The 23,636-nt window shown below is 66.2% G+C and carries 23 protein-coding genes and 1 tRNA gene; 10 read left to right on the top strand and 14 right to left on the bottom strand.

The window, feature by feature from the left end; translation table 11 throughout:
• Positions 1 to 25 precede the first annotated feature (25 nt).
• Entirely contained in the window at positions 26 to 379 is a 354-nt protein-coding gene (locus JCM7685_RS19555) for a hypothetical protein (RefSeq protein ID WP_139218115.1), read from the bottom strand.
• A 290-nt stretch (positions 380 to 669) separates the two neighbouring features.
• Between JCM7685_RS19555 and JCM7685_RS06715 the strand changes: the two genes are divergently transcribed.
• Both JCM7685_RS06715 and JCM7685_RS06710 read left to right on the top strand, forming a co-directional pair.
• The gene (locus JCM7685_RS06715) at positions 670 to 1,836 is read left to right on the top strand and encodes a dipeptidase (protein ID WP_074969586.1); all 1,167 of its coding nucleotides are present in this window, start codon (positions 670 to 672) and stop codon (positions 1,834 to 1,836) included.
• 37 nt (positions 1,837 to 1,873) lie between these two features.
• Positions 1,874 to 2,533, top strand: coding sequence for a glutathione S-transferase family protein (locus JCM7685_RS06710; protein WP_074969584.1), 660 nt, complete (start codon positions 1,874 to 1,876; stop codon positions 2,531 to 2,533).
• A 34-nt stretch (positions 2,534 to 2,567) separates the two neighbouring features.
• On the opposite strand, the gene ppk2 is transcribed toward JCM7685_RS06710, so the two are convergent.
• Positions 2,568 to 3,608: a polyphosphate kinase 2 gene (ppk2, locus tag JCM7685_RS06705; protein ID WP_074969582.1), complete on the bottom strand. Its 1,041-nt coding sequence runs from the start codon at positions 3,606 to 3,608 to the stop codon at positions 2,568 to 2,570.
• A 236-nt stretch (positions 3,609 to 3,844) separates the two neighbouring features.
• On the opposite strand from ppk2, the gene parE reads away from it, so the two are divergent.
• The 4 genes from parE (at position 3,845) to JCM7685_RS06685 (ending at position 7,724) form a co-directional block, all read left to right on the top strand.
• Positions 3,845 to 5,815 (top strand): DNA topoisomerase IV subunit B, encoded by a 1,971-nt coding sequence (gene parE, locus JCM7685_RS06700; RefSeq protein WP_074969580.1) that lies wholly within the window; start codon positions 3,845 to 3,847, stop codon positions 5,813 to 5,815.
• A complete protein-coding gene (locus tag JCM7685_RS06695) occupies positions 5,812 to 6,144 on the top strand; it encodes a YnfA family protein (RefSeq protein WP_074969578.1) in 333 nt (110 codons plus the stop codon). Before parE ends, JCM7685_RS06695 begins: the two co-directional genes overlap by 4 nt.
• Positions 6,145 to 6,299: 155 nt before the next feature.
• On the top strand, positions 6,300 to 7,409 hold the full coding sequence (locus JCM7685_RS06690; RefSeq protein WP_139218114.1) for a hypothetical protein: 1,110 nt from the start codon (positions 6,300 to 6,302) through the stop codon (positions 7,407 to 7,409).
• Between the two features lie 12 nt (positions 7,410 to 7,421).
• On the top strand, positions 7,422 to 7,724 hold the full coding sequence (locus tag JCM7685_RS06685) for a hypothetical protein (RefSeq protein WP_074969574.1): 303 nt from the start codon (positions 7,422 to 7,424) through the stop codon (positions 7,722 to 7,724).
• A gap of 8 nt (positions 7,725 to 7,732) precedes the next feature.
• On the opposite strand, the gene JCM7685_RS06680 is transcribed toward JCM7685_RS06685, so the two are convergent.
• From JCM7685_RS06680 to JCM7685_RS06670, 3 genes are all read right to left on the bottom strand, one after another.
• Positions 7,733 to 8,215 (bottom strand): phosphatase PAP2 family protein, encoded by a 483-nt coding sequence (locus JCM7685_RS06680; protein WP_231964694.1) that lies wholly within the window; start codon positions 8,213 to 8,215, stop codon positions 7,733 to 7,735.
• 191 nt (positions 8,216 to 8,406) lie between these two features.
• Complete coding sequence (locus JCM7685_RS06675) at positions 8,407 to 9,081, bottom strand: ABC transporter ATP-binding protein (RefSeq protein WP_074969572.1); 675 nt, start codon at positions 9,079 to 9,081, stop codon at positions 8,407 to 8,409.
• Positions 9,074 to 10,375: an ABC transporter permease gene (locus tag JCM7685_RS06670; protein WP_074969570.1), complete on the bottom strand. Its 1,302-nt coding sequence runs from the start codon at positions 10,373 to 10,375 to the stop codon at positions 9,074 to 9,076. Before JCM7685_RS06670 ends, JCM7685_RS06675 begins: the two co-directional genes overlap by 8 nt.
• 131 nt (positions 10,376 to 10,506) lie before the next feature.
• Here JCM7685_RS06670 and JCM7685_RS06665 point away from each other — a divergent pair, with 131 nt between their 5' ends.
• A complete protein-coding gene (locus JCM7685_RS06665) occupies positions 10,507 to 10,962 on the top strand; it encodes a GNAT family N-acetyltransferase (protein ID WP_074969568.1) in 456 nt (151 codons plus the stop codon).
• 172 nt (positions 10,963 to 11,134) lie between these two features.
• Here the strand turns inward: JCM7685_RS06665 and JCM7685_RS06660 are convergent, their stop codons facing one another.
• On the bottom strand, positions 11,135 to 11,593 hold the full coding sequence (locus tag JCM7685_RS06660; RefSeq protein WP_074969566.1) for an Lrp/AsnC family transcriptional regulator: 459 nt from the start codon (positions 11,591 to 11,593) through the stop codon (positions 11,135 to 11,137).
• Entirely contained in the window at positions 11,590 to 12,045 is a 456-nt protein-coding gene (locus JCM7685_RS06655) for an Lrp/AsnC family transcriptional regulator (RefSeq protein WP_074969564.1), read from the bottom strand. Before JCM7685_RS06655 ends, JCM7685_RS06660 begins: the two co-directional genes overlap by 4 nt.
• Before the next feature lie 128 nt (positions 12,046 to 12,173).
• Here JCM7685_RS06655 and ilvC point away from each other — a divergent pair, with 128 nt between their 5' ends.
• On the top strand, positions 12,174 to 13,196 hold the full coding sequence (gene ilvC, locus JCM7685_RS06650; RefSeq protein WP_074969562.1) for a ketol-acid reductoisomerase: 1,023 nt from the start codon (positions 12,174 to 12,176) through the stop codon (positions 13,194 to 13,196).
• Positions 13,197 to 13,244: 48 nt separating this feature from the next.
• Here the strand turns inward: ilvC and JCM7685_RS06645 are convergent, their stop codons facing one another.
• The 7 genes from JCM7685_RS06645 to JCM7685_RS06615 all read right to left on the bottom strand — a co-directional run bounded on the left by JCM7685_RS06645 (position 13,245) and on the right by JCM7685_RS06615 (position 22,082).
• Entirely contained in the window at positions 13,245 to 14,306 is a 1,062-nt protein-coding gene (locus JCM7685_RS06645; RefSeq protein WP_074969560.1) for a hypothetical protein, read from the bottom strand.
• A gap of 49 nt (positions 14,307 to 14,355) precedes the next feature.
• Entirely contained in the window at positions 14,356 to 17,826 is a 3,471-nt protein-coding gene (gene dnaE / locus JCM7685_RS06640) for a DNA polymerase III subunit alpha (RefSeq protein ID WP_074969558.1), read from the bottom strand.
• Positions 17,827 to 17,968: 142 nt separating this feature from the next.
• Positions 17,969 to 18,442, bottom strand: coding sequence for a DNA starvation/stationary phase protection protein Dps (gene dps / locus JCM7685_RS06635; RefSeq protein ID WP_074969556.1), 474 nt, complete (start codon positions 18,440 to 18,442; stop codon positions 17,969 to 17,971).
• A gap of 128 nt (positions 18,443 to 18,570) precedes the next feature.
• Entirely contained in the window at positions 18,571 to 18,804 is a 234-nt protein-coding gene (locus JCM7685_RS06630) for an acyl carrier protein (protein WP_010397399.1), read from the bottom strand.
• Between the two features lie 137 nt (positions 18,805 to 18,941).
• Positions 18,942 to 19,679 (bottom strand): 3-oxoacyl-ACP reductase FabG, encoded by a 738-nt coding sequence (gene fabG / locus JCM7685_RS06625; protein WP_074969554.1) that lies wholly within the window; start codon positions 19,677 to 19,679, stop codon positions 18,942 to 18,944.
• A 63-nt stretch (positions 19,680 to 19,742) separates the two neighbouring features.
• Positions 19,743 to 20,669, bottom strand: a complete 927-nt coding sequence (fabD, locus tag JCM7685_RS06620; RefSeq protein WP_074969552.1) for an ACP S-malonyltransferase — start codon at positions 20,667 to 20,669, stop codon at positions 19,743 to 19,745.
• A gap of 72 nt (positions 20,670 to 20,741) precedes the next feature.
• Complete coding sequence (locus tag JCM7685_RS06615) at positions 20,742 to 22,082, bottom strand: ATP-binding protein (protein ID WP_074969550.1); 1,341 nt, start codon at positions 22,080 to 22,082, stop codon at positions 20,742 to 20,744.
• Positions 22,083 to 22,140: 58 nt separating this feature from the next.
• Between JCM7685_RS06615 and JCM7685_RS06610 the strand changes: the two genes are divergently transcribed.
• Both JCM7685_RS06610 and JCM7685_RS06605 read left to right on the top strand, forming a co-directional pair.
• Positions 22,141 to 23,007, top strand: a complete 867-nt coding sequence (locus JCM7685_RS06610; RefSeq protein ID WP_074969548.1) for an MBL fold metallo-hydrolase — start codon at positions 22,141 to 22,143, stop codon at positions 23,005 to 23,007.
• A gap of 101 nt (positions 23,008 to 23,108) precedes the next feature.
• Positions 23,109 to 23,183: transfer RNA gene (locus JCM7685_RS06605), tRNA-Asn, on the top strand.
• Positions 23,184 to 23,636 lie beyond the last annotated feature (453 nt).

Here is a 23,636-nt window from a genome sequence, read left to right as displayed (position 1 = left end):
CGACCTCGGCGCCAGAGAATGCCCGTCACGGGGATTGTCCAGCAATCTGCGAGCGCCAACGAAGCTGCCGTCGACGGTCATGGCGAGGCTGTTTTGGTGCCGACTTCCTAGCGGACTCGCGCCTTGTCTTTCGAGATGCCGTCGACACGGCCTCGATCAGGGAATAGGGCTTGTCCTTGTTCTTCGGTATCTGTTCCAGAGCGTCCGGCACCTTCCCGCACAGCGCGTTCTGGGGGACGCCCCGCAATTGCCGGCACAGGACACGCATCCGGCCGACATAGGCTTTGAGTTGGCGTAGCGCCTTGAGCCCGCCAGCATCAACGTCATGGCCGATCTGGAACGCCCGGCGCGGGCAAAGACGCGCATAGCTCTGACGCATATCGATCCCGGCCTTCTTGGCCGGGCCAGTCGGCAGCGTCCGCGCCCACTCATAGGGCAAGCGTCGGACGGGCGGGCGATATTCTTTCCATTCCTGTCGTGTCCACGACCACCCGCTTCAAACTCCCATTCATCCCAGTCCCGAAGGATCGCCCCGATCTTGGATCGTCTGTTCGAAACCGTTCCACCGCAGGGCCGGGACAGATCACGCTGCTTGCCGCGGGCCAGGTTTTTCGTCGCCTACCCCGCGCCTCTGCCCTATGCTTTTCCGCAACGACAACGGAGGACCGCATGATCCGGCGCATTTTCCTTTGGCTTCTGGCGCTGGCGGTGCTGGCCGCAGCGGCGGTGGCAGTCTGGGGTCCGGGCTTCGTCGAGCGGCGCCTGAACCCGGTGACCATGCCCGAGGCGGGGTGGCCGGTCTCGCCCCAAGCCGAGGCGCTGCACCAGCGCCTGGTGATCGGCGACTGGCATTCCGACGCCCTGCTGTGGGACCGCGACCTGCTGCGCCGCGCCGGGCGCGGCCATGTCGACATCCCCCGGCTGGTCGAGGGCAATGTCGGGCTGCAGGTCTTTGCCACCGTGACCAAAAGCCCGCGCGGCCAGAACTACAGCCGGAACTCGGCCGAGGCGCCGGACAATATCACGCCGCTGTTCATCGGCCAGTTGCGGCCGCTCTCTTCCTGGTTCAGCCTCAAGGAGCGCGCCCTGGTCCAGGCCGCCGCCTTGCGCCGCGCCGCCGAGGAAGCGCCGGAAGAGCTGATGCTGATCCGCTCGGCCGAGGATCTGCAGACCCTGTTGGAGGCCCGGCAGAACGGCGCCAGGACCGTCGGCGCGCTGCTGGGGACCGAGGGCGGGCATCCGCTGGAAGGCAATATCGCCAACCTGCAGGTGCTTTACGGCGCCGGCTTCCGCCTGGTGGGGCTGACGCATTTCTTCGACAACGAACTTGGCGGCAGCCTGCACGGCACCGGCGGCGAGGGCCTGACCGATTTCGGCCGCGAGGTGGTGGAGCAGATGATGGCGCGGCGCATGATCGTCGACCTGGCCCATGCCGGCCCGCAAGTGGTGCGCGACGTGCTGGCGATCCCGGGCAGCCGGCCGATCCTGTCCCATACCGGCATCCACGGCCATTGCGCGACACCGCGCAACCTGCCCGACGATCTGGTCCAGGCTATCGCCGAGAAGGGCGGCGTCATCGGCATCGGCTTCTGGGCCGACGTGAACTGCGGCAAGACCCCCGCCGACATCGCCGCCTCGATCAAGGCCGCGATCGCGCTGGTGGGAGAGGACGCGGTCTCGCTGGGATCGGATTACGATGGCTCGGTCGACGCGCCCTTCGATGTGGCCCATCTTGCGGCATTGACCCAGGCGCTGATGGATGCGGGCCTGACCGAACAGCAGATCGCCAAGGTCATGGGCGGCAACATGATGCGCTATCTTGCCCAGAACCTGTGAACCCGCCTAACCTCGGCCGCATATTGGGGAGAGAACCATGCTGACCGTCTATGGCGTCACCCGCTCGCGCGCCTCGCGCATCATCTGGCTGTGTCACGAGCTGGACCTGCCCTTCAAGCAGGTGCCGGTGATCCAGGCCTATCGGCTGGAGGATGCGGATGCGCCCGGCGCGCCCCTGAACACGCGTTCGGAAAGCTTCCTGAAGCTGTCGCCCGCCGGGGCGATCCCGGTGATCCAGGACGGCGACCTGGTGCTGTCCGAATCGCTGGCCTGCACGCTGCACCTGGCGCGCAGGCACGGCCAGCCCCTGGGTCCCGCCGACCTGGTCGAGGATGCGCTGATGCTGCAATGGAGCTTCTACGCCGCGACCATGATCGAGCCGGACGCGCTGGTGATCCTGTTCAACCACCGCAACGGCCAGGCCCAGCCCGGCGCGGCGCAGGCCACGGTCGCCCATGCGGCCGAGCGGCTGGTGCGGCCGCTGCGGGTGATCGAGGACCACCTGGCCCGCCACGGCCATATGGTCGGCGGCCGCTTCACCGTCGCCGACCTGAACCTGGCCGAGGTGCTGCGCTATGCCCAGGGCCATGGCGAGCTGATGGAGCCGTTCCCCGCGGTGCAGGCCTGGCTTTCCGACTGCCAGGACCGGCCGGCATTCCGCAAGATGTGGCAGGAGCGGCTGGCCGAACCCGAGTGATCCCGGGTTGCCCCCCGGCCGGACCAGCCGCCCCCTAGCCCGCCGCCGGCGCCACGCGCCGCCGGTCGGGATGCAGTGAAGTGCCGAGGATATGCTCGGCCTGGTGGATCACATGGCTGGCATGGCCGACGATCAGCGGGTCCGGCGGCGCGACGATGCCCGGGTCCTTGTCGGGATAGTCCAGCGTGGCCAGGAAATGCCGCATGCAGTTCAGCCGCGCACGCTTCTTGTCGTTCGACTTGACGATGGTCCAGGGCGCGTCGGCGGTGTCGGTATAGAAGAACATCGCCTCTTTCGCCTCGGTGTAGTCGTCCCATTTGTCCAGGCTGGCCAGGTCGATGGGCGACAGCTTCCAGCGCTTCAGCGGGTCGGTCTCGCGTTCGCGGAAGCGGCGGCGCTGCTCGTCCCGCGTGACCGAGAACCAGTATTTGTAAAGCCGGATGCCTGAGCGGACCAGCATCCGCTCGTATTCCGGGGCCTGGCGCATGAACTCCAGGTATTCGACCGGCGAGCAGAAGCCCATCACCCGCTCGACCCCGGCACGGTTGTACCAGCTGCGGTCGTAGAACACCATTTCGCCGGCCGTCGGCAGGTGCCGGACATAGCGCTGGAAGAACCATTGCCCCCGCTCTTCCTCGGAGGGCTTGTTCAGCGCCACCACCCGGGCAAAGCGCGGATTCAGATGCTCCATGAAGCGCTTGATCGTGCCGCCCTTGCCGGCGGCGTCGCGGCCCTCGAACAGGATGACGAATTTCTGCCCGGTCTCCTGCGCCCAGATCTGCACCTTCAGCAATTCCGCCTGAAGCTGCGCCTTTTCCCGCTCATAGGCCGCGCGGCCCATGCGGCGAGGATAGGGATAGCGCCCCGTCTCGAAGGCCAGCCGGATGGCGTCGGGGTCGACGCGGGGAAAGCGGGTCGGTCCCCGCACGCCCTCCGCCGCGTCGGCACCCTTCGCCGCGTCAGCCCCCTCGGCCGGCTGCTCGTCCACCGCAGCAGCCGCCGGGACGGGAATCGCTCCTGCCCCGGCGACCAACTCACCACCCTCGGAATGCGCCCGCGACTGACTCGTCACCATTTCACCATCCATACGCGCTTCTCCGATCACTTTTGAACGGAGGAAGAATGCCACCGGAGAAATCCGCCCGCCTTGATGCGTGTCAAGAAAAAGACAATTTGTCGCTCTTGACAGCCGCGAATCATTCTGGGCCGACCCCATCCCTTGCGGCCCGGCGCCTGTCCGACACTTGCCCTTGCCCCGGCCGGCCCCGCCATGAGATAACCCCGGCCCAAAGAGCAAGACGAGCAGGTGCCATGGCAGACGATCTTTTCCCGGCCTCGGACAAGGCGATTGACAGCTATTCCGCCGCGTCCATCGAGGTGCTGGAAGGGCTGGAACCCGTCCGCAAGCGCCCCGGCATGTATATCGGCGGCACCGACGAACGTGCGCTGCACCACCTGGTCGCGGAAATTCTCGACAACTCGATGGACGAGGCCGTCGCCGGCCACGCCAGCCGCATCGAGGTCGAGCTTCTGGCCGATTTCAGCGTGGTGATCCGCGACAACGGCCGCGGCATCCCCATCGACCCGCATCCGAAATTCCCCGGCAAGTCGGCGTTGGAGGTGATCCTGTGCACGCTGCATGCCGGCGGCAAGTTCTCGGGCGACGCCTACCAGACCTCGGGCGGGTTGCACGGCGTCGGCGCCTCGGTCGTCAACGCGCTCTCGGACAGCATGGTGGTGCAGGTCGCCCGCAGCAAGGAGCTGTTCCAGCAAAGCTTTTCGCGCGGCATCCCGCTGGGCCCGGTGGAAAAGGTCGGCGCCGCCCCGAACCGGCGCGGCACCACAGTGACCTTCCACGCCGACGAGCAGATCTTTGGCCACCACCGCTTCAAGCCCGCCCGGCTGGTCAAGATGGTGAAGTCGAAGGCCTATCTGTTCTCGGGCGTCGAGATCCGCTGGAAATCCGAGATCGACGACGGCGAGACGCCCACCGAGGCGGTCTTTCACTTCCCCGGCGGCCTGGCCGACTACCTGAACGAACAGCTCACCGGCGCCTCCAGCTATGCCGACCGCCCCTTCGCCGGCAGCGTGGACTTCAAGGAGAAATTCGGCGTTCCCGGCAAGGTCGATTGGGCGATCAACTGGACGCCCTCGCGCGACGGTTTCATCCAGAGCTATTGCAACACCGTGCCCACGCCCGAGGGCGGCACCCATGAGGCCGGCTTCTGGTCGGCGATCCTCAAGGGCATCCGCGCCTATGGCGAGCGAGTCAGCAACAAGAAGGCCGCGCAGATCACCCGCGACGACCTTTTGACCGGCGGCTGCGCGCTGGTGTCCTGCTTCATCCGCGAGCCGGAATTCGTCGGCCAGACCAAGGACCGCCTGGCCACGGTCGAGGCCACCCGGCTGGTCGAGGGCGCCGTGCGCGACCATTTCGACAACTGGCTGGCGGCCGATACGAAATCGGCGGGCGCGATCCTGGACTTTCTGGTGCTGCGCGCCGAAGAACGCCTGCGCCGCCGTCAGGAAAAAGAGACCGCCCGCAAATCGGCCACCAAGAAGCTGCGCCTGCCCGGCAAGCTGGTCGATTGCTCGGCCACCAACCGCGAAGGCACCGAGCTGTTCATCGTCGAGGGCGACTCGGCCGGCGGCAGCGCTAAGATGGCGCGCGAGCGCCAGACCCAGGCGCTGCTGCCCCTGCGCGGCAAGATCCTGAACGTGCTGGGCGCCGCCAGTTCCAAACTGGGCAGCAACCAGGAGATCAGCGACCTGTGCCAGGCGCTTGGCGTCGGCATGGGCTCGCGCTTCAACGTGGACGACCTGCGCTACGACAAGATCATCATCATGACCGATGCGGACGTGGACGGCGCCCATATCGCCAGCCTGCTGATGACCTTTTTCTTCACCCAGATGCGGCCGCTGATCGACAAGGGGCATCTCTATCTGGCCTGCCCGCCGCTCTATCGCCTGACCCAGGGGCCGCATCGCATCTATGTCGCCGACGATGCCGAGAAAGAGACGATGCTCGCCAAGGGCCTGGGCGGCAAGGGCAAGATCGACGTCCAGCGCTTCAAGGGCCTGGGCGAGATGGACGCCAAGGACCTGAAGGACACGACGATGAACCCGAAGACGCGCAAGCTGATCCGGGTCTCGATCGACGAGGAGGACGGCGGCGAGACCTCGGACCTGGTCGAGCGGCTGATGGGCAAGAAGCCCGAGCTTCGCTTCCAGTTCATCCAGGAGAACGCGCAATTCGCGGATGCCGAGGAACTGGACCTGTGACCCTTGCCGCGCCGCTGGCGGTCTATGTGCTGGCGGCGCTGGCCGAGATCGCCGGCTGCTTCGCCTTCTGGGCTTGGCTGCGGCTGAGCCGCTCGGCTCTGTGGCTGGTGCCGGGCATGATCTCTCTGGCGCTGTTCGCCTGGCTGCTGACCCGCGTGAACGCAGATTTCGCCGGCCGCGCCTATGCGGCCTATGGCGGGATCTACGTGGCCGCCTCGCTCGGCTGGCTGTGGCTGACCGAGGGGCAGGTGCCCTCGCGCTGGGACCTGCTCGGCGGCGGGCTGTGCGTGGCGGGCGCGCTGGTGATCGTGGCGGGCGCGCGCGGATAATAGCCGGCGGCGCATGGATCGATGCCGGTCCCGCCCTTCCGCCTCTGCAATATATGGGGCGGCAGTGCCGAAAACCCGGGCATATGGCATTTTATTGATTTTTCTCAACCTATGTGAGAAAATTATATTGTCGCCGATTCTCTTGGTAAGCCGTTATGACGCGCGCTTCTCGACATCTCGTTGCAGCAGGGATATGTTTCCTGTTCGGCGGTGCGCATTTTGCGATGGCAGAGCCTTTTCAGTATTACAATCTGACCATCATCGCCCGAACGGAATACGATTCCGATATCAAGCAGGCGGATAATGCGCCGATCATCCTTGATTTCTTTTCCGATCAGGGGGGAACCCCGATATCAGACCAGATCAACGCGAAGCCCGCAAATGGGAAATGGCTGATAAGACGGGAACAGGGGGGCATCCCGAGCGTAGACTACACGAAAATTACGCAAATATGCGCCCGGTTCGCAAAGTCCAAAAAATTTCCCATCGTCGAAACCTGCCAGCCCATCGACCCCAAGAACATCCAGAGCGATGGCGTGTATTGGGACCCCCGCTCCTACGCTCCTGCACAGGAATACTGGGCGGCGCGCAGAGACAGGCTGAGCGCCGAACTGGCCGTCAACGGCTTCTCACCGGAGATCGAGCAGAAAATCAACAACCACTTCGACGGCATTCCCGCGGATTTCATTGATAAGCATTCGATAAATCTCTACGCACGCATGATCGAGGCCGCATCGGATGCGAAAAGCGCTCTTACCTATAACAGGTACTACCTGCTCGGAAAAGGCAGCAACACACCTGGCCTGATGAAGATCGAGAATGCCATTCTTGAGGAGCCGGCATATGCGGATATAGTCCTCAACAGCTATCTGAATATCAGCCTTCAAGCTCAGGACGATGCGTCAAATCCGAACTTCTACAAGAACTACATTTCAACCCTTGTCTGGCTGGCGAACACGTCGCCGCCGAGAAGCTCCCTGATGAATTTTCGCAAGATAACCAGCATGGTGAGGGACAGTACCCGGCCGGGGATGAAGGAAGAATTTATAAGGCAGATGGAGTTTTTCCAGTCCGATCGTATGTCGGGCGACACGGATGCCGACCGGCGATATGCCCTTCTGTCCGCGAATGATCTGGCGAGCATGGTCGACTGCAAGGGTGCCGCGCAACCTTCCATAATGGACCTGATAGATGCGCTGGTACGGCGTTCCCCAACCCAGGGCTACAGCAATTTCACCGAGCTGAGACGATGCTTCGGAACATAGGGAGAGGAGTTGATGAGTACGGACACTAAAATCAGTACCGCCATCGCCAGGATAATGATGATCAACAGCATCATATCCGGGTTTATCGCCTTGGCCATATTTGTCGCGATGGCAGCCATTGCGCTCTACGCAATCTCGACCAGCACGCCGGTAAAGGACAAGATACCGCCGGAGTTTTCAAACTGGGGCGGCGTCATAATCGGTTTTTACTTCGGATCGGCATTGACGCAGACCGCATCGCTCATCGCTGCCGAACGAGGAAAGAAGCAAAACGAGTCAGCCCCTGAAGGCGCGGCAGCCGGCGGCAAGACCTGAGGCGGCCGTCAGAACCGCATCCCCCATTCGAACCCGACCCCCTCGGTTCCGATGCCGAAACTCGCCGCGCCGAAACTGATCCCGATCAGCGCCCCGGTCCAGACCTGCTGCGGGGTATGTTCGCCCGCGTGGACGCGACTCCAGCCCGTCAGACCCGCGGCACCATAGGCCGCGGCCCCCGCCCAGGGCTTGTCGTCGAAGCATTTCCCCGCCAAATCCGACGCGCCGAAAAAAGCCGCCGCCGTATGACCCGAGGGGAAACCCTTGCCCTCGCCCGATGGACGGCGCGAGATCGGAGCGCCGTCGAAGACCGCTTTCATTCCCCAGACCACCGCCGCCTGCAGCACGCCGCGCACCGCGAAATCCTCCAACCGGTTCTGGTCGGCGGCGCAGACCGCCGCCGCCAACGGCAGGCCGTATTTCATCGCCGTGCCGAATTGCTCGAACGGCTCGGCAGAAGCCTGGGCGGGCAGCAGGCAGAGAAGTGCCAAAGCCGCCGCCAGACGGTCCGCGCTTTTGCGAGAAGGCGCGAAGCGGAAAGACGAGGCGGCGCACAGGCTGCTTGTCTGGGCCGGAGCGGCGGAAACGCCCGCAGGCGCGGAAGGGCCTTGCGCCGTCATCGCCGTGCAGCGGCCGTGCGCCGCGCGGACACCGACCTTGCACCGCCTGCCGGCACCCGCGCTCATGCCGCGCGGCCCTCGCCCAGCCGCACCACCCGGTCCATGCGGCCCGCCAGTTCGAGGTTGTGGGTGGCGATCAGCGCCGCCAGCCCGGTCTCGCGCACCAGCGCCATCAGCACGTCGAAGACCTTGTCCGAGGTCGCCGGGTCGAGATTGCCCGTCGGCTCGTCGGCAAGCAGCAGCGAAGGCTGGTTCGCCAGCGCCCGGCAGAAGGCCACGCGCTGCTGCTCGCCGCCCGAAAGCTGTGCCGGGCGATGGTCGGCGCGATGCGACAGCCCGACCCGGCCCAGAAGATCGCCGGCCCGCGCCCGCGCGGCCGCATCGGCCACGCCATTGGCCAGTTGCGGCAGCACGATGTTCTCGGCAGCGGTGAATTCGGGCAGCAGGTGGTGGAACTGATAGATGAAGCCCAGCTCTTCGCGCCGCGCCTCGGTCCGGGCGCGGTCGCCCTGCCCGCCCATGTCGCGGCCGTTGATCGCCACCCGCCCGGCATCGGGCGTGTCGAGCAGGCCGGCGATGTGCAGAAGAGTCGATTTCCCCGCGCCCGAGGGCGCCACCAGCGCCACCACCTCGCCGCGCGCCACCCTCAGCGACAGGTCCGAGAGCACCGGCACCGGCGCCGGACCGCCCTTGCCGTAGGTCTTGGAAATCCCGTCGAGGACCAGGACGTCACTCATAGCGCAGCGCCTCCACCGGGTTCATGCGCGCCGCCCGCCGCGCCGGAAAGATCGTCACCACGAAGGCCAGCCCCAGGGACAGCGCTACGGCGCGGAAGATGTCCCAGGCGCGCAATTCGCCGTGCAGGGCATAGATGCCGCGCACCTCGGGCTGCCAGGCATTGCCGCCGGTCAGCGCGTTCAGCGCCGCCATGACGTGATCGACGTTCAGCGACAGCGCCACGCCCAGCACCACCCCAGCCGCGGTGCCGATCACGCCGGTGAAGGCGCCACAGAGAAAGAACACCCGCAGCACCGCGCCTTCGGTCAGGCCCATGGTGCGCAGGATGCCGATGTCGCGGCCCTTGTTCTTGACCAGCATGATCAGCCCTGAGGTGATGTTCATCGACGCGATCAGCACCAGGATCGCCAGGATGACGAACATCACGTCATCCTCCATGTCCAGCGCGGCAAGGAAGCTGCCCGCGGCGTCGCGCCAGGTCCAGACCTGCCCCCGCTCGCCCGCCGCGCTCAGGAGTTGCGGCGTCCAGTCGTCCACCCGCTCCGGGTCGCGGACGAAGACCTCGATCTCGTCCGCGACGCCCTCGCGGTTGAAGAAGCTCTGCGCCGCGGCCAGGGGCATGTAGATGCGGGCCTCGTCGATGTCCCAGCGCCCGGCCGAGAAGATATAGACCACCTCGTAGCTTTCGATCCGGGGCGTGGTGCCCACCGCCGTCTGCGCCCCGTCGGGCGAGACCAGCTGGATGCGGTCGCCGACGCCCACGCCCAGCGTCCGCGCCAGGCCGATGCCGATGGCGATGCCCCGGTCGTAATCGGCGATATCGCCGCTGGCACGCTCGGGGTCGACGACGCCGGGCAGCGCCGCCATCGCCTCGGCCGAGACGCCATAGACGTCGCCCAGTCCGCGCTGACCGTTCTGCGTGGCCATGACCTTGCCGCGCACGGCCGGATCGGCGCGGGTGACGCCCGGGATCGCCGCGATCCTGGCGGCCAGCGCGTCATAGTCCTGGATGGTGCCGGGCGAGAAATAGGTCTCTTCGGTCAGCTCGTTATAGACCTGGCTCGGCGCGTAAGAGACGGTGCTGTGCGGATTGGCCCCCAGGATGGTGTCGACGAAATCCGCGCGGAAGCCGGCGCGGACCGCCAGGGTGGCGATCAGCGCCATCACGCCCAGGGTGATGCCGATCAGGCTGATCCAGGTCATCACGCTGACCCCGCCCTCGGCCCGGCGGGCGCGCAGGTAGCGCCAGGCGATCAGGAATTCGTAACGCGAAAAGGGGCGCGGGCTGGCCATCGGTCACCTGCTGGTTGGGTGGCGCCTGATTGACCGCTCGCGCGGGACAATGCAAGCCAACAAGGCCGTGAAAGCGCCGGCTTGGCCGGCACCGCCGGCGGTGATAGCCTGCCCCGGAAACAGGAGGCGCCATGTCAGACCCCGGCCCCGATATCCGCCCCGCCGCCCCGGCCGACCTGCCGCAGGTCGCGCGCATCGTAGCGAAGGCCTATGGCCGCTATGTGGCGCTGAACGGGCTGGTTCCCGGCCCGATGCGCGACGATTATGCCGCCCGGCAGGCCGCCGGCCAGCTTTGGGTCCTGGACGACGGCACCGTGCGCGGCATCCTGGTGCTGGTCGAAGGCGACGGCCACCTGCTTCTGGACAATGTCGCCATTGACCCCGGCGCGCAGGGCAAGGGTTATGGCCGGATGCTGCTGGATTTCGCCGAGAACCGTGCGCGGCAGACGGGCCTGCCGGCGATGCGGCTTTATACGCAGGAGATCATGGTCGAGAACATCGCCATCTATGCCGCACGCGGCTATGCCGAGACGCATCGCGCCACCGAACTGGGCCTGCGGCGGGTCTATATGGAAAAGCGGCTCTAACAGGCTGCTGAAAAAGAGCCCCGAAAGGTCGTCGGGACGGATAATCGTTCCGGGCCCGACCAGGATCGGCTGGAAAACAGGGCATTTGCAGGCGATTTGAGGCGGATTTCCCGCTTTCTGCCCAATGTGCTGCGTCGCTGAGACTTTTTCAGCCGCCTGCAAAGGGACCGGATCACAAAGGGCCAGGCCGGCGTTCCTCGGACAGCATGACGTTCGCCTCGACCTGGCCGACGCCCGGCAGGGTCATGATGCGGCGGCGCAGGATGCGCTCGAAATCGGCAATGTCGCGGGCATGGATGCGCAGGCGGTAATCGAACTGGCCCAGCACATGCTGCACGGTCTGCACCTCGGGGATGGCGGTCACCGCACGCTCGAAATCCTCGAGGCCCGGACGGCCCTTGGCGGCCAGGCGGATGCCCAGGAAGACGGTGACGCCGAATCCCAGCGCGGCCTCGTCCACCACGATGCGGCGACCGGCGATCACCCCGGCCTCGGTCAAGCGCTTGATGCGGCGCCAGGTGGCGGGCTGGGTCAGGCCCAGGACGCGCCCGATCTCGGCCGCGCCGCGGGTCGCGTCCTGGGCCAGCAGCCGCAGGATGGCCAGGTCGGTGGCGTCGGGGGCAAAGCTCACAGCGGCAGCTCCTGCACGTCCTTGATGGTGCTGACCAGCATCAGCGCATCGGAATCCGAGACATGCGGCAACGTCAGGATGCTTTCGCGGTACAGCTGCTGCCAATGTGCCATGTCGCGGGCAATCACCGACAGCCGCAGGTCCACCGAGCCCAGGAAGGTCTGGATCTCGGTCACCTCGGGCACGCGGCGGGCGGCGGCGGTGAAATCGTCGAAGGCGCGGGGCTGGGTCTTGTCAAGGGTGAAGCGCAGGCTGACCTGGACCTCGTAACCGAGCTTGCGCCAGTCGATGCGGGTCTCGGTCGCCCGGATCACGCCGGTCTCGCGCAGCTTTTCCAGCCGGCGCCACAGGCTGGCGGGGGTCACCCCGGCGCGTTGTGCCAGTTCGGCATTCGCGATGTCGGGGTCGGCAAGAAGCTGGCGCAGAATACGGCGATCAGTGGCGTCTGGCATGATTTTTTCACTACAGTAAGCACTTACTTATTATCATCGCAAATTATCGTTTGAAAATGCAAAAATTGCACGGAACGTGCTGAGCAACTTTGCTACAACCTCCTCAGCGAAAATGGAGGGAGTTTCCGATGCGCGTTTACTATGATCGCGATTGCGACGTGAACCTGATCAAGGACAAGAAGATCGCCATGCTGGGCTATGGCTCGCAAGGCCACGCCCATGCGCTGAACCTGCGCGATTCGGGTGCCAAGAACGTCGTCGTCGCGCTGCGCGAAGGCTCGGCCTCGGCCAAGAAGGCGGAAGCCGAGGGCCTGAAGGTCATGGGCATCGCCGAGGCCGCCGCCTGGGCCGACCTGATCATGTTCACCATGCCCGACGAGCTGCAGGCCGAGACCTACAAGAAATACGTGCACGACAACATCCGCGAAGGCGCCGCCATCGCCTTCGCGCATGGCCTGAACATCCACTTCGGCCTGATCGAGCCGAAAAAGGGCGTCGATGTCATCATGATGGCGCCGAAGGGCCCCGGCCACACCGTGCGCGGCGAATACACCAAGGGCGGCGGCGTGCCCTGCCTGTTCGCGGTCCATGTCGACGCGACCGGCAAGGCGCAGGACCTGGCGCTGTCCTATTGCTCGGCCATCGGCGGCGGCCGCTCGGGCATCATCGAGACCAACTTCCGCCAGGAATGCGAAACCGACCTGTTCGGCGAGCAGGCCGTGCTGTGCGGCGGTCTGGTCGAACTGATCCGCATGGGCTTCGAAACCCTGGTCGAAGCCGGCTACGAGCCGGAAATGGCCTATTTCGAGTGCCTGCACGAGGTGAAGCTGATCGTGGACCTGATCTACGAAGGCGGCATCGCCAACATGAACTACTCGATCTCGAACACCGCCGAATATGGCGAGTATGTCTCGGGCCCGCGTGTGCTGCCCTACGAGGAAACCAAGGCCCGCATGAAAGCCGTGCTGACCGACATCCAGACCGGCAAGTTCGTGCGCGACTTCATGCAGGAAAACGCCGTCGGCCAGCCGTTTTTCAAGGCGACCCGCCGTCTGAACGACGAACACCAGATCGAACAGGTCGGCGAGAAGCTGCGCGCCATGATGCCCTGGATTTCCAAGGGCAAGATGGTGGACAAAGAGCGCAACTGAGCGCCCCCGCCAAAAGGAAAGCCCCGCCATCCGGCGGGGCTTTTTCGTTCAGGACACGCCCTGCGCCGCTTGCAGCCGGTCGATGGCGCGCTGTTCGTCGGCGGCGGTCCAGCCGGCCTGCAAAAGCCGCACCAGCTGCGCGACGAATGCCGGATCGACGGCCCGCAGCGCCGCGATCTGCTGGTCCGAAAGCAGGTTCACATATTCCAGCGCCACGTCGTCGCTGTCGGTGAAATGCGCCGACTCCAGCCGGTCGAAGATGGCACGCAGCCGCTTGGTGTTGGTGCCGAGCCCGGCGCAGAACTTCGCCAGCCCCTTCTCGTCCATGTTCACCGTCATGCCCCAGCCGCCGGTGCGGAAGCGGTTCACCACGAATTCGCCGTCCTGGGCGACATAGTTCAGGAAACCATGCGCAACCTTGAACCCGACCTTCGCGCTCGACAGGTCCATGGTCAGGTCCAGCAAGCTGACCGGGTCGAACGTATAGGCGTTGTTCACGCGGTTCAGCCCCACCGGCCAGCCGCGCGCGGGCGAGCCGAAGCTGTTCACCTCGAGCCCGCGCACCGATTCCGCGCCCTTGACCAGCGTCACCGCCGACAGCGCGTTCGAGGTCACCAAGTTGCCCTGGCTGTGGCAATAGATCGGCGTGCCCAGCATCCCGCCCGGCTGGCCGATCAGCAGCGCGAACAGCGATTGCGCCGCCGGGTTGCTGGCCAGCATCTCATGGGCGAAATCCTCCTTGGTCAGCATCGGCCGCGTCTCGCGGCTCTTCTGCCAGACCTGGTCGAAGAAGGCGATCCAGTTGGTGTTGTGGTTCAGGTTCGAGGTCTGGACCTGCGTCAGCCGCGCCTTGTCGGTGATGCATTGGAACAGATCGGCCCAGAAACCGTCCTTGCGGTTGTAGACGCCGACGACCGGACAGCCCAGCATCAGCGACAGCGCCTCGGCGCAGGCGCGGTGGTCGGCGCCGGTGTTCAGCATGCCGTTGACGAAGATCACCGGCCGGGTCGGGTTGAACCAGCTCTTGTTCTGAACCTCGGGCGAGACGAAGCGCGTCACCGCCCCGTCCGCCGAAGGCGTGGCGCCCTGCGCAATGGTCGGGAATCGCATGAAAGCTCCTTGTGACAAAGCGGCCGCAAAGATCGGCCGGATAAAAAACCTATTCCTCAAGCACTTCCAGCACGCCGGGAATGACGCGCAACGCCTGGCGCGCCGGCGTGGTCAAAGGCGCATCCTCGGCGATCTCGATATCCACCAGATCCTCGCCGTCCTTCAGCCGCAAGGCAATAGGGCCGCGCGCGCGGGCGGGTGCCGCGACCTCGGCCTGGATGCGGGCCAGCGCCTCGGCGATGCCGGGCACGGCGTCCGGCCCCGCGATCTCGACCGCCAGCCGGTTCGCCCCGGCATCGGCCACCGCCTGGTCGAGCGGCGTCACCGCCCGGGCCAGCAGCTTGACCTGGTCGCCCGAGGGCTCGACCTGCACCTGCAGGACCACGTTCTCGCCCGGCTCCAGATGCTGCCGATGGGCGTCGAGCGTGTCCGAGAACACGGTGACTTCGTAAAGCCCGGTCGGATCGGAAAGACCGACGAAGGCGAAGCGGGTGCCGCGGGCCGATTTCTTTTCCTGCCGGAAGGCCACGGTGCCCGCCAGCGAGGCGACCAGCGCCCCATCCTGCGCGGCCTGCGTCACCTCGGCCAGCGTCTGCACCCCCTTGCGGCGCAGCGCCGGCTGATAGTCGTCCAGCGGATGGCCCGAAAGGTAGAAGCCGACGGCCGCATGTTCCTCGCCCAGCTTCTCGGTCGGCATCCAGATCGGCGCCGGGACCGGGCGCGGCGGCGGCAGGTCCTCGCCCCCGCCGAAGAGCGAGCTTTGCGACGATGCCGCCGCCTCCTGCACCGCCGCCGACCAGGCAACCAGCCCGTCGAGGGATTTCAGCACCCGGGCCCGGTTCGGCTCCAGCAGGTCGAAGGCGCCGGCGCGGGCCAGCATTTCCAGCGGGCGCTTGCCCACGCGCTTCATGTCCACGCGGCGGGCAAAGTCGTGCAGGTCGCGGAACGGGGTCTGCCCGCGCGCCTCGGTGATCAGCCGCATCGCCTCGACCCCGACGCCCTTCAGCGCCCCCAGCGCATAGACGATCTTGCCGTCCTTGACGCTGAAGGTGGGCTCCGAGCGGTTGACGCAGGGCGCGACGGTCTCGATCCCCATCCGGTCGGCCTCGCGCTTGTAGATCGCCAGCTTGTCGGTCAGGTGGATATCGCAGTTCATCACCGCGGCCATGAATTCGACCGGGTGGTTCGCCTTCAGCCAGGCGGTCTGATAGCTGACCACGGCATAGGCCGCAGCATGGGACTTGTTGAAACCGTAGTTTGCGAATTTCTCAAGCAGGTCAAAGACCTCGCCGGCCTTCTTCTTGTCGATTCCCTGCGCCGTGCAGCCTTCGACGAACTTCGGCCGCTCCTTGGCCATCTCCTCGGCGATCTTCTTGCCCATGGCGCGGCGCAACAGGTCGGCGCCGCCGAGGCTGTAGCCGGCCATGACCTGGGCGATCTGCATCACCTGTTCCTGATAGACGATGATGCCCTGGGTCTCGGCCAGGATGTGGTCGATGGTCGGATGGATCGATTCCAGCGGCCGCAGCCCGTTCTTCACCTCGCAATAGGTCGGAATGTTCTCCATCGGGCCGGGACGATACAGCGCGACCAGCGCGACGATATCCTCGATGCAGGTCGGCTTCATCCGCCGCAGCGCATCCATCATGCCCGAGCTTTCGACCTGGAACACCGCCACGGTGCGGGCGCTGGCGAAAAGCTCGTAGCTGGCCTGATCGTCGAGCGGGATCAGGTTGATCTGGTTCTCCGCCCCCGGCGCCGGCTGATAGAGCACCTGCCCGTCGGCCGCGACATGCAGCGGCCGACCGCCGGCATTGATCAGATCGACGGCGTTCTGGATCACCGTCAGGGTCTTGAGGCCCAGGAAGTCGAACTTGACCAGACCGGCCTGCTCGACCCATTTCATGTTGAACTGCGTCGCCGGCATGTCCGAGGCCGGATCGCGATAAAGCGGCACCAGCCGGTGCAGCGGCCGGTCGCCGATCACCACCCCCGCGGCATGGGTCGAGGCGTTCCTCAGCAGCCCCTCGATCTTGGCGGCATAGTCCAGCAGCCGGGCGACGACCTCTTCCTTGGCCGCCTCGCGCAGGCGCGGCTCGTCGGCGAGCGCCTTGGTGACGCTGACCGGTTTCACGCCCTCGACCGGGATCATCTTGGACAGGCGGTCCACCTGGCCGAAGGGCAGCTGCAGCACGCGGCCGACGTCGCGCACCGCCGCCTTGGACAGCAGCGCACCGAAGGTGATGATCTGGCCGACCTTGTCGCGGCCGTATTTCCCTTGCACGTATTGGATCACCTCTTCGCGGCGATCCATGCAGAAGTCGATGTCGAAGTCCGGCATCGATACCCGTTCCGGGTTCAGGAACCGCTCGAAGAGCAGGCTGTAACGCATTGGATCCAGGTCGGTAATCGTCAACGCATAGGCGACCAGAGACCCCGCGCCCGACCCACGGCCCGGCCCGACCGGAATGCCTTGATCCTTGGCCCATTTGATGAAGTCGGCCACGATCAGGAAATAGCCGGGAAAGCCCATCTGCTCGATGATGCCCAGCTCGAAGCGCAGGCGCTCCTCATATTCCTCGGCTGTCGCCGAATGCGGGATCACCGCCAGCCGGGCGCGCAACCCGTCCCAGGCCTGGCGGCGCAGCTCCTCGACCTCGTCATCGGCGAAGCGCGGCAGGATCGGCTTGTGCTTCTTGACCGCGAAGGCGCAGCGGCGGGCGATCTCGACGGTATTCTCCAGCGCCTCGGGCAGATCGGCGAACAGCGTCGCCATCTCGGCGGCGCTCTTGAAGTAGTGCTGCGGCGTCAGCCGGCGGCGCGGCGCGGTCTGGTCGACATAGGCGCGCTCCGAAATGCAGATCAGCGCGTCATGGGCGTCGAACAGGTCGGGCTTCGGGAAATAGACGTCGTTGGTGGCGACCAGCGGCAGATCGAGCGCATAGGCGATGTCGATCATGCCGCCCTCCGCGCCCGCCTCCTCGGGCACCGGCTGGCCCTCGGCATCGTGGTGGCGCTGCAGTTCGACATAGAGCCGGGTCGGAAAGGCCGCCGCCAGCCTCTCGGCCAGGGCGCGCGCCTCGGCGGGCCGGCCTTGCAGCACCAGCTGGCCCAGCGGACCGCCGGCGCCGCCGGTCAGGCAGATCAGCCCCTCGGCATGGGCCACCAGCTCGTCAAGGGTGACATGCGGCAGCGCATTGCCGTCGCGCAGATAGAGGCAGGTCGACAAGGCCATCAGGTTCAGCCAGCCAGCCTCGTTCTGCGCCAGCAGGACCACCGGGCCGGTGACCTCGGCGGCCAGGGTGATCTGGCAGCCGATGATCGGCTGCACACCTGCATCCTGCGCCTTGACCGAGAATTCCAGCGCCGCAAACAGCGCGTTGGTGTCGGTCAGCGCCACCGCCGGCATGCCGTTCTGCGCCGCGAGCTCGGCAAGCTTCTTGACCGGCACCGCGCCTTCCAGCAGCGAATGTTCGGAATGGGTGCGCAGGTGGATGAATCGGGGCGAGTTTTCGGGCATGGCGCCAATCTAGGGGCGGGGCGCGGGGCAGCGCAATCGCCCCGCGGCGGAAAACTGCGCGGCCGAGACAAAAACCGCCGCCCTGCGCCAAGAAAAAAAGCCGGGACCCCAGTCCCGGCTTCATGTCAGCCCTGAAGGGGGTTCATTCGAGATGGCTTTCCATGAACCATAGGTCTTTGTCCGCCGTGCGCGAGGCGGCGGTGAACAGGTCGGCGGTATCGGCATCGCCCGCCTCGTCGGTGGTGTCGATGGCCTCGCGGACCTTCTTGCCGTAATCGCGCATCCGTTCGCAGACCGCCTTGATGTGATCCTCGGCCTTGGTCAGGTCGGTCGGGTATTCCTTCAGCGTACTCGCCTTGGCGACCTTCTCGACCGTGCCCACGGCGACGCCATCCAGCACCTGCACGCGCTCGGCCATGGTGTCGACATGGCCCTGCAGGTTGCGGAACACGGTGTCGAACAGCTCATGCACGGCGATGAAGTTGCGACCCTTGACGTTCCAATGCGCCTGCTTGATCGCGGCGGAAAGCGCCACGGCATCGGCAAGCCGGGCGTTCAGTTCGGCGATGGCGGTCTTGCGGGCATTGTCGCTGAGACCCTGGACGTTGACTGCCATAGGGCATTCTCCTTTCTTCAGGTTCGCCCGCTAAACGGGCCGGAGATGCCGGCAGTTCCGGAAAAGCCAAAAGAAAAGGCGGCGCTTCCGCCCTGGAAGCACCGCCCGGAAAATCCCATGGGACGGGATCAGACCGCGCCCTGGATGAACTTCACCGCATCGCCGAAGGTCTGGATGGTCTCGGCCGCGTCATCCGGGATCTCGATGCCGAATTCTTCCTCGAACGCCATGACCAGTTCCACGGTGTCCAGCGAGTCGGCGCCGAGATCGTCGATGAACGAAGCGGTCTCGGTCACCTTGTCCTCATCGACACCCAGGTGCTCGACGACGATTTTCTTCACGCGATCAGCGATATCGCTCATGTCTCTTCCTCGTTTTCGCGGGCATCCGCCCAGAAAGGTCCGGCTTTACGCCGGGCGCAGCCCAGGGCGGTTCCCCTGCGGCCTTGTTTGCGGGATATAGCACGGAGGCGTGATCTTGCAACCCGCATAAACCACGATCAGATCATCGCCATGCCGCCGTTGACATGCAGGGTCGCGCCGGTGACATAGCCCGCCTCGGGACTCGACAGATACAGCACCGCCGCTGCGATCTCCTGCGCGGAACCCATGCGCCCGGCCGGGATCTGCGTCAGGATGCGGCCCTTCTGCTCGTCGTTCAGCTTGTCTGTCATCGCCGTCTCGATGAAGCCCGGGGCCACGCAGTTCACCGTGATCCCGCGCGAGGCGACCTCATAGGCCAGGCTCTTCGACATGCCGACGAGCCCCGCCTTGGCGGCGGCATAATTGCCCTGCCCCGGATTGCCGGTGGCGCCGACGACCGAGCCGATGTTGACGATCCGGCCCCAGCGCGCCTTCATCATGCCGCGCAGCACCGCCCGGCACAGCCGAAAGCTCGAGGTCAGGTTCACTTCGATCACCTGCGCCCATTCCTCGTCCGACATGCGCATGAACAGGTTGTCGCGGGTGATGCCGGCGTTGTTCACCAGCACGTCGACCGAACCCATGGCCTCGGCCGCGGCCTTGGGCAGCGCCTCGACGGCGGCGGCATCCGACAGGTTCGCGGTCACGACATGCGCCCGCGAGCCCAGCTTCTCGGCCAGCTCGCGCAGCGGCGCCTCGCGCGTGCCCGACAGCGCCACCGTGGCGCCGGCGGCATGCAGCGCCTCGGCCACAGCGCCGCCGATCCCGCCCGAAGCGCCGGTCACCAGCGCATTCCTGCCCGTCAGATCAAACATCAAGCTCTTCTCCGTTTTCCAAATACTCCGGGGGAATCCCGCAGGGATGGGGGCGGAGCCCCCTTATGCCTTCAGCGCCGCGATATCGCCCGGCACGCCGATATTCTTCACCACCGCCTCCTTGGCGATGCGCTTGATCATCCCCGACAGCGCCTTGCCGGCGCCGATCTCCCAGAACTCCGTCACGCCGGCTCCGGCCAGAAACGCGACCGACTCGCGCCATCGCACCGCGCCGGTCACCTGCTCGACCAGCAGCCGGCGGATGGCGCCGGGCTCGGTCACCGGCTCGGCGCGGACATTGGCGACCAGCGGCACGGCGGGGGCTGCGATCTCGACCGCCGCCAGTGCCTCGGCCATCACCGCCGCCGCCGGCTGCATCAGCGCCGAGTGGAACGGGGCCGAGACCGGCAGCATCAGCGCCCGCTTGGCGCCGCGTTCCTTGGCCAGGGCCGCCGCGCGCTCGACCGCCTCCTTGTGGCCCGAGATCACCACCTGCGCCGGGTCGTTGTCATTGGCAGCCTGGCAGACCTCGCCCTCGGCCGCGTCGCGCGCGATCTGGTCGACGGTGGTGAAGTCCAGCCCCAGGATCGCCGCCATGGCGCCCTGCCCGACCGGCACCGCCTCCTGCATGGCCTGGCCGCGCAGGCGCAAAAGCCGCGCGGTATCCGCGAGGCTCAGCGCGCCGGCCGCACAAAGCGCCGAATATTCGCCAAGCGAGTGGCCGGCGACGAAATCCGCGTCCTGGATGCCGAACCCCTCGGATTCCAGCGCCCGGAACGCCGCCAGCGAGGTCGCCATCAGCGCCGGCTGGGCGTTCTGGGTCAGGGTCAGGATCTCGATGTCGCCGTTCCAGATCAGCTCCGACAGGTTCTCGCCCAATGCCTCGTCCACCTCGGCAAAGACCGCGCGCGCCGCCGGATAGGCCTCGGCCAGCTCGCGCCCCATGCCCACGACCTGGGCGCCCTGCCCCGGAAATACGAATGCCCGCATCGCGGAATCCCTTCTGTCTTATGTCCTTGCGACAGGCTTAGCCCGCGGCGGGGCATCCCGCAACCGCGCCGCTCAGCGCGGAATGACGATCTCGGCCCGCAAGCCGCCCAGCCGCTCGCCCTCGCCCAGCCGCAGCTGGCCGCCATGGGCGCGGGCGATGTCGGCGGCGATGGCCAGGCCCAGGCCGACGCCCTGGCCCTGGTTCTGGTTGCGGGCCGGGTCCAGGCGGGTAAAGGGCTTCAGCGCCTCCTCGCGCTTTTCAGGCGGGATGCCGGGCCCGTCGTCCTCGATCGAGATGCGGAAATAGCTCGGCCCCAGCGCGGCATCGACCTCGGCCCGCTCGCCATAGCGCACGGCATTGCCGATCAGATTTTCGATGGCGCGGCGCAGGCTGTCGCGGCTGAAGGTGGCGCGGCCGGCCTCGTCGCCGGTCAGTTCGTGCAGCCGCACCGCTTGGCCACCGCGCTGCGCATCGGCGACGATGCTGCGCAGGAAATCCAGTGCCGGCACCGATTGCGGCGGCGCATCCTGGGCGGCGTCGCGGGCATGGTCCAGAAAGGCGTCGACCATGGTGCCCATCGCCGCCACATCGCCTTCCAGCGCCGCGATCTCGCCCGGCTCGGGCGGGTAGTCGGGCGACAGCATCGACAGCCCCAGTCGCAGCCGGGTCAAGGGCGTCCTCAGGTCGTGGCTGACGCCCGAGAGCATCTGCTTGCGCTGCTCGTTCTGGCGCTCGATGCGGGCGCGCATCTCCAGGAAGGCGGTGCCGGCGCTGCGGATCTCGCTGGCGCCGGCCGGGCGATAGGGGATGATGCGGCCCTTGCCATATTCCTCGGCCGCGCGCGCGAGGCGCCGGATCGGGCGCAACTGGTTGCGCAGAAAGATCGTGGCGATGGCGGTCATCAAGAGCGAGGTGCCGACCATCAGCACCAGCAGCTGATGCGGATTCGACGCGCTGACCCGCACCCGCGGAAACACCAGCTGATACGGGCCCCAGCGGCCGTGCAGCGTCACCCGGACCTCGCGCCGCAGACCCAGGTCCACGGCACGGACCTCGGGCAGGCGGTCATGCAGTTCGGCGATGACGATGCGCCCCGAGAGGTCATAAAAGACGTGGTCGTCGGCGCCTTCCTCCGCTGCGGGCAGGACTAGGTCCAGGCCCAGCGGCCCGGCGATCTGCCGCGCCGAATCGCGCGCCGCGGCGATATCGGGGGCCGCGTCGATGCGCGCCGCGACCAGCGCGATCTCGCTGGCCATGCCCGAGGTCATCTGCCGGGTCACATCCTCGAAATGGCGCTGCAGGAACATGACGGTGACCACTACCGTCACCACCACCACCGGCAGGAACAGGATCAGCGCCGCCCGGCCGTAGAGCCCGCGCGGCATCGCCCGCTTCAGCCATTCGAAATTCATCGTGCCTCATCCCTTCGGCGGCCTTGGACAGGCGGCCCCGCGCGGCTAGGTTAGCCGCATGACGAGCGCCGAGAAAGCCCTGCGGGTCATCACCGCCGACAATCCCTCGCCCCTGACCGGCCCGGGGACGAACACCTTCCTGCTGGGGCGCGACCAGGTCGCGGTGATCGACCCTGGCCCCGACCTGCCCGCCCATCGCGCGGCGATTCTCGCCGCCATCGGGTCCGGCCGCGTCAGCCATATCCTGGTCACCCATGCGCATCTGGACCATTCCGGCGGCGCGCGCGCCCTGGCGCAGGCGACCGGAGCGCCGATCCTGGGCTTCGGCCCCGCCGAGGCCGGGCGATCCGCCCTGATGCAGCGCCTGGCGCGCGAGGGCGGCATCGCCGGCGGCGAAGGGCTGGACCGCGGCTTTGCGCCGGACGTGGCGCTGGCCGACGGCGCCGTGGTGGAAAGCGACGAATGGCGGCTGGTGGCGCTGCACACGCCGGGCCATTTCGCCGGCCACCTGAGCTTTCGCACCGAGCGGCAGATCTTCTGCGGCGACGTGGTGATGGGCTGGTCCTCGACGCTGATCTCGCCTCCGGACGGCGATCTCGCGGATTATTTCCGCACCCTGTCGCGGCTGGATTCCGAGGCTGCCGCCGCGTTGCTGCCCGCGCATGGCGGCGCGATCGCCGATCCTTCGGCCCGGCTGGCCGAACTGGCCGCCCATCGCCGGACGCGGACGGTGCAGATCCTTTCGGCGCTGCGCGACGGCCCGGCCGATGCCGAGACGCTGGCCCGCCGGATCTACGACGTGCCGCCGACCCTGATCCGAGCGGCGACCCGCAACGTGCTGGCGCATCTGATCGCGCTCTCCGAACTGGGCGCTGTCTCGACCCCCGGCTCCATCGGTCTGGAGGCGGTTTTTTCGACGCATTGAAGGGGGTGGTGCGAGCCGATGGAGATTTTGAGCAGAGCCGCAAAAAATCCGCAAATGGCTCTGGACGCCCCCGAAACCGGCGGCTATATACCGCCCCGTGTTCCGGCGTAGCTCAGCGGTAGAGCAGTTGACTGTTAATCAATTGGTCGTAGGTTCGATCCCTACCGCCGGAGCCAATCAATTTCGCATAAGCGATTGAAAAGATTGGCAAAACACCAAATCAGCCCCTGATATGTCCCAATCCACGACCCAATCTCTGACCGAGGTTCCCTGCCCCGGTTTTGCGCGTGGATCGAACTCGATTCGGCTGGGCTAACGCGCTGCCTCAGCTTGCCAGAGGCGTTTGGCGATACGCGTCAAAGCGTCCGGGCTTTGGCTAGCATAGTAATCATCACCGTTGCGTGAATGGCGAACCTATGAGACCATTTCCGAAGAAAGATGTCAGGTGTGCCATGTATCGGACGTTATTCTTCTGCTTGGCTGTATCACTTGTTCCGAGCAAGGGCATGTCGCAAACATGCGATAATATCCTTTCGCTAAGAAACCTTACTGTGCAGCAAGAAGATTCGCGCGCCCAAGACGCCCGAAAACAGGAAGCGTGTGCCCTTTCATACAGCGAAGACTCTGTT

The organism is Paracoccus aminovorans, from assembly GCF_900005615.1.
GTDB classification, from domain to species: Bacteria; Pseudomonadota; Alphaproteobacteria; order Rhodobacterales; family Rhodobacteraceae; genus Paracoccus; species Paracoccus aminovorans.
Note: the sequence above shows the minus strand (reverse complement) of the source record. Positions and strands in the feature narration are given on the sequence as shown.

Bases quoted from the DNA above. Each gene is read 5' to 3' on its own strand.
- JCM7685_RS06645 (WP_074969560.1), bottom strand. From the start codon at position 14,306: ATGCGATTCCCGACCATTGCGCAGGGCGCCACGCCTTCGGCGGACGGG.
- parE (WP_074969580.1), top strand. From the start codon at position 3,845: ATGGCAGACGATCTTTTCCCGGCCTCGGACAAGGCGATTGACAGCTAT.
- JCM7685_RS06690 (WP_139218114.1), top strand. From the start codon at position 6,300: ATGACGCGCGCTTCTCGACATCTCGTTGCAGCAGGGATATGTTTCCTG.
- ilvC (WP_074969562.1), top strand. From the start codon at position 12,174: ATGCGCGTTTACTATGATCGCGATTGCGACGTGAACCTGATCAAGGAC.
- JCM7685_RS19555 (WP_139218115.1), bottom strand. From the start codon at position 379: ATGCGTCAGAGCTATGCGCGTCTTTGCCCGCGCCGGGCGTTCCAGATC.
- JCM7685_RS06610 (WP_074969548.1), top strand. From the start codon at position 22,141: ATGACGAGCGCCGAGAAAGCCCTGCGGGTCATCACCGCCGACAATCCC.
- JCM7685_RS06715 (WP_074969586.1), top strand. From the start codon at position 670: ATGATCCGGCGCATTTTCCTTTGGCTTCTGGCGCTGGCGGTGCTGGCC.
- dnaE (WP_074969558.1), bottom strand. From the start codon at position 17,826: ATGCCCGAAAACTCGCCCCGATTCATCCACCTGCGCACCCATTCCGAA.
- JCM7685_RS06655 (WP_074969564.1), bottom strand. From the start codon at position 12,045: ATGCCAGACGCCACTGATCGCCGTATTCTGCGCCAGCTTCTTGCCGAC.
- JCM7685_RS06665 (WP_074969568.1), top strand. From the start codon at position 10,507: ATGTCAGACCCCGGCCCCGATATCCGCCCCGCCGCCCCGGCCGACCTG.
- fabG (WP_074969554.1), bottom strand. From the start codon at position 19,679: ATGTTTGATCTGACGGGCAGGAATGCGCTGGTGACCGGCGCTTCGGGC.
- dps (WP_074969556.1), bottom strand. From the start codon at position 18,442: ATGGCAGTCAACGTCCAGGGTCTCAGCGACAATGCCCGCAAGACCGCC.
- JCM7685_RS06630 (WP_010397399.1), bottom strand. From the start codon at position 18,804: ATGAGCGATATCGCTGATCGCGTGAAGAAAATCGTCGTCGAGCACCTG.
- JCM7685_RS06710 (WP_074969584.1), top strand. From the start codon at position 1,874: ATGCTGACCGTCTATGGCGTCACCCGCTCGCGCGCCTCGCGCATCATC.
- fabD (WP_074969552.1), bottom strand. From the start codon at position 20,669: ATGCGGGCATTCGTATTTCCGGGGCAGGGCGCCCAGGTCGTGGGCATG.
- JCM7685_RS06615 (WP_074969550.1), bottom strand. From the start codon at position 22,082: ATGAATTTCGAATGGCTGAAGCGGGCGATGCCGCGCGGGCTCTACGGC.
- JCM7685_RS06675 (WP_074969572.1), bottom strand. From the start codon at position 9,081: ATGAGTGACGTCCTGGTCCTCGACGGGATTTCCAAGACCTACGGCAAG.
- JCM7685_RS06670 (WP_074969570.1), bottom strand. From the start codon at position 10,375: ATGGCCAGCCCGCGCCCCTTTTCGCGTTACGAATTCCTGATCGCCTGG.
- JCM7685_RS06685 (WP_074969574.1), top strand. From the start codon at position 7,422: ATGAGTACGGACACTAAAATCAGTACCGCCATCGCCAGGATAATGATG.
- ppk2 (WP_074969582.1), bottom strand. From the start codon at position 3,608: ATGGTGACGAGTCAGTCGCGGGCGCATTCCGAGGGTGGTGAGTTGGTC.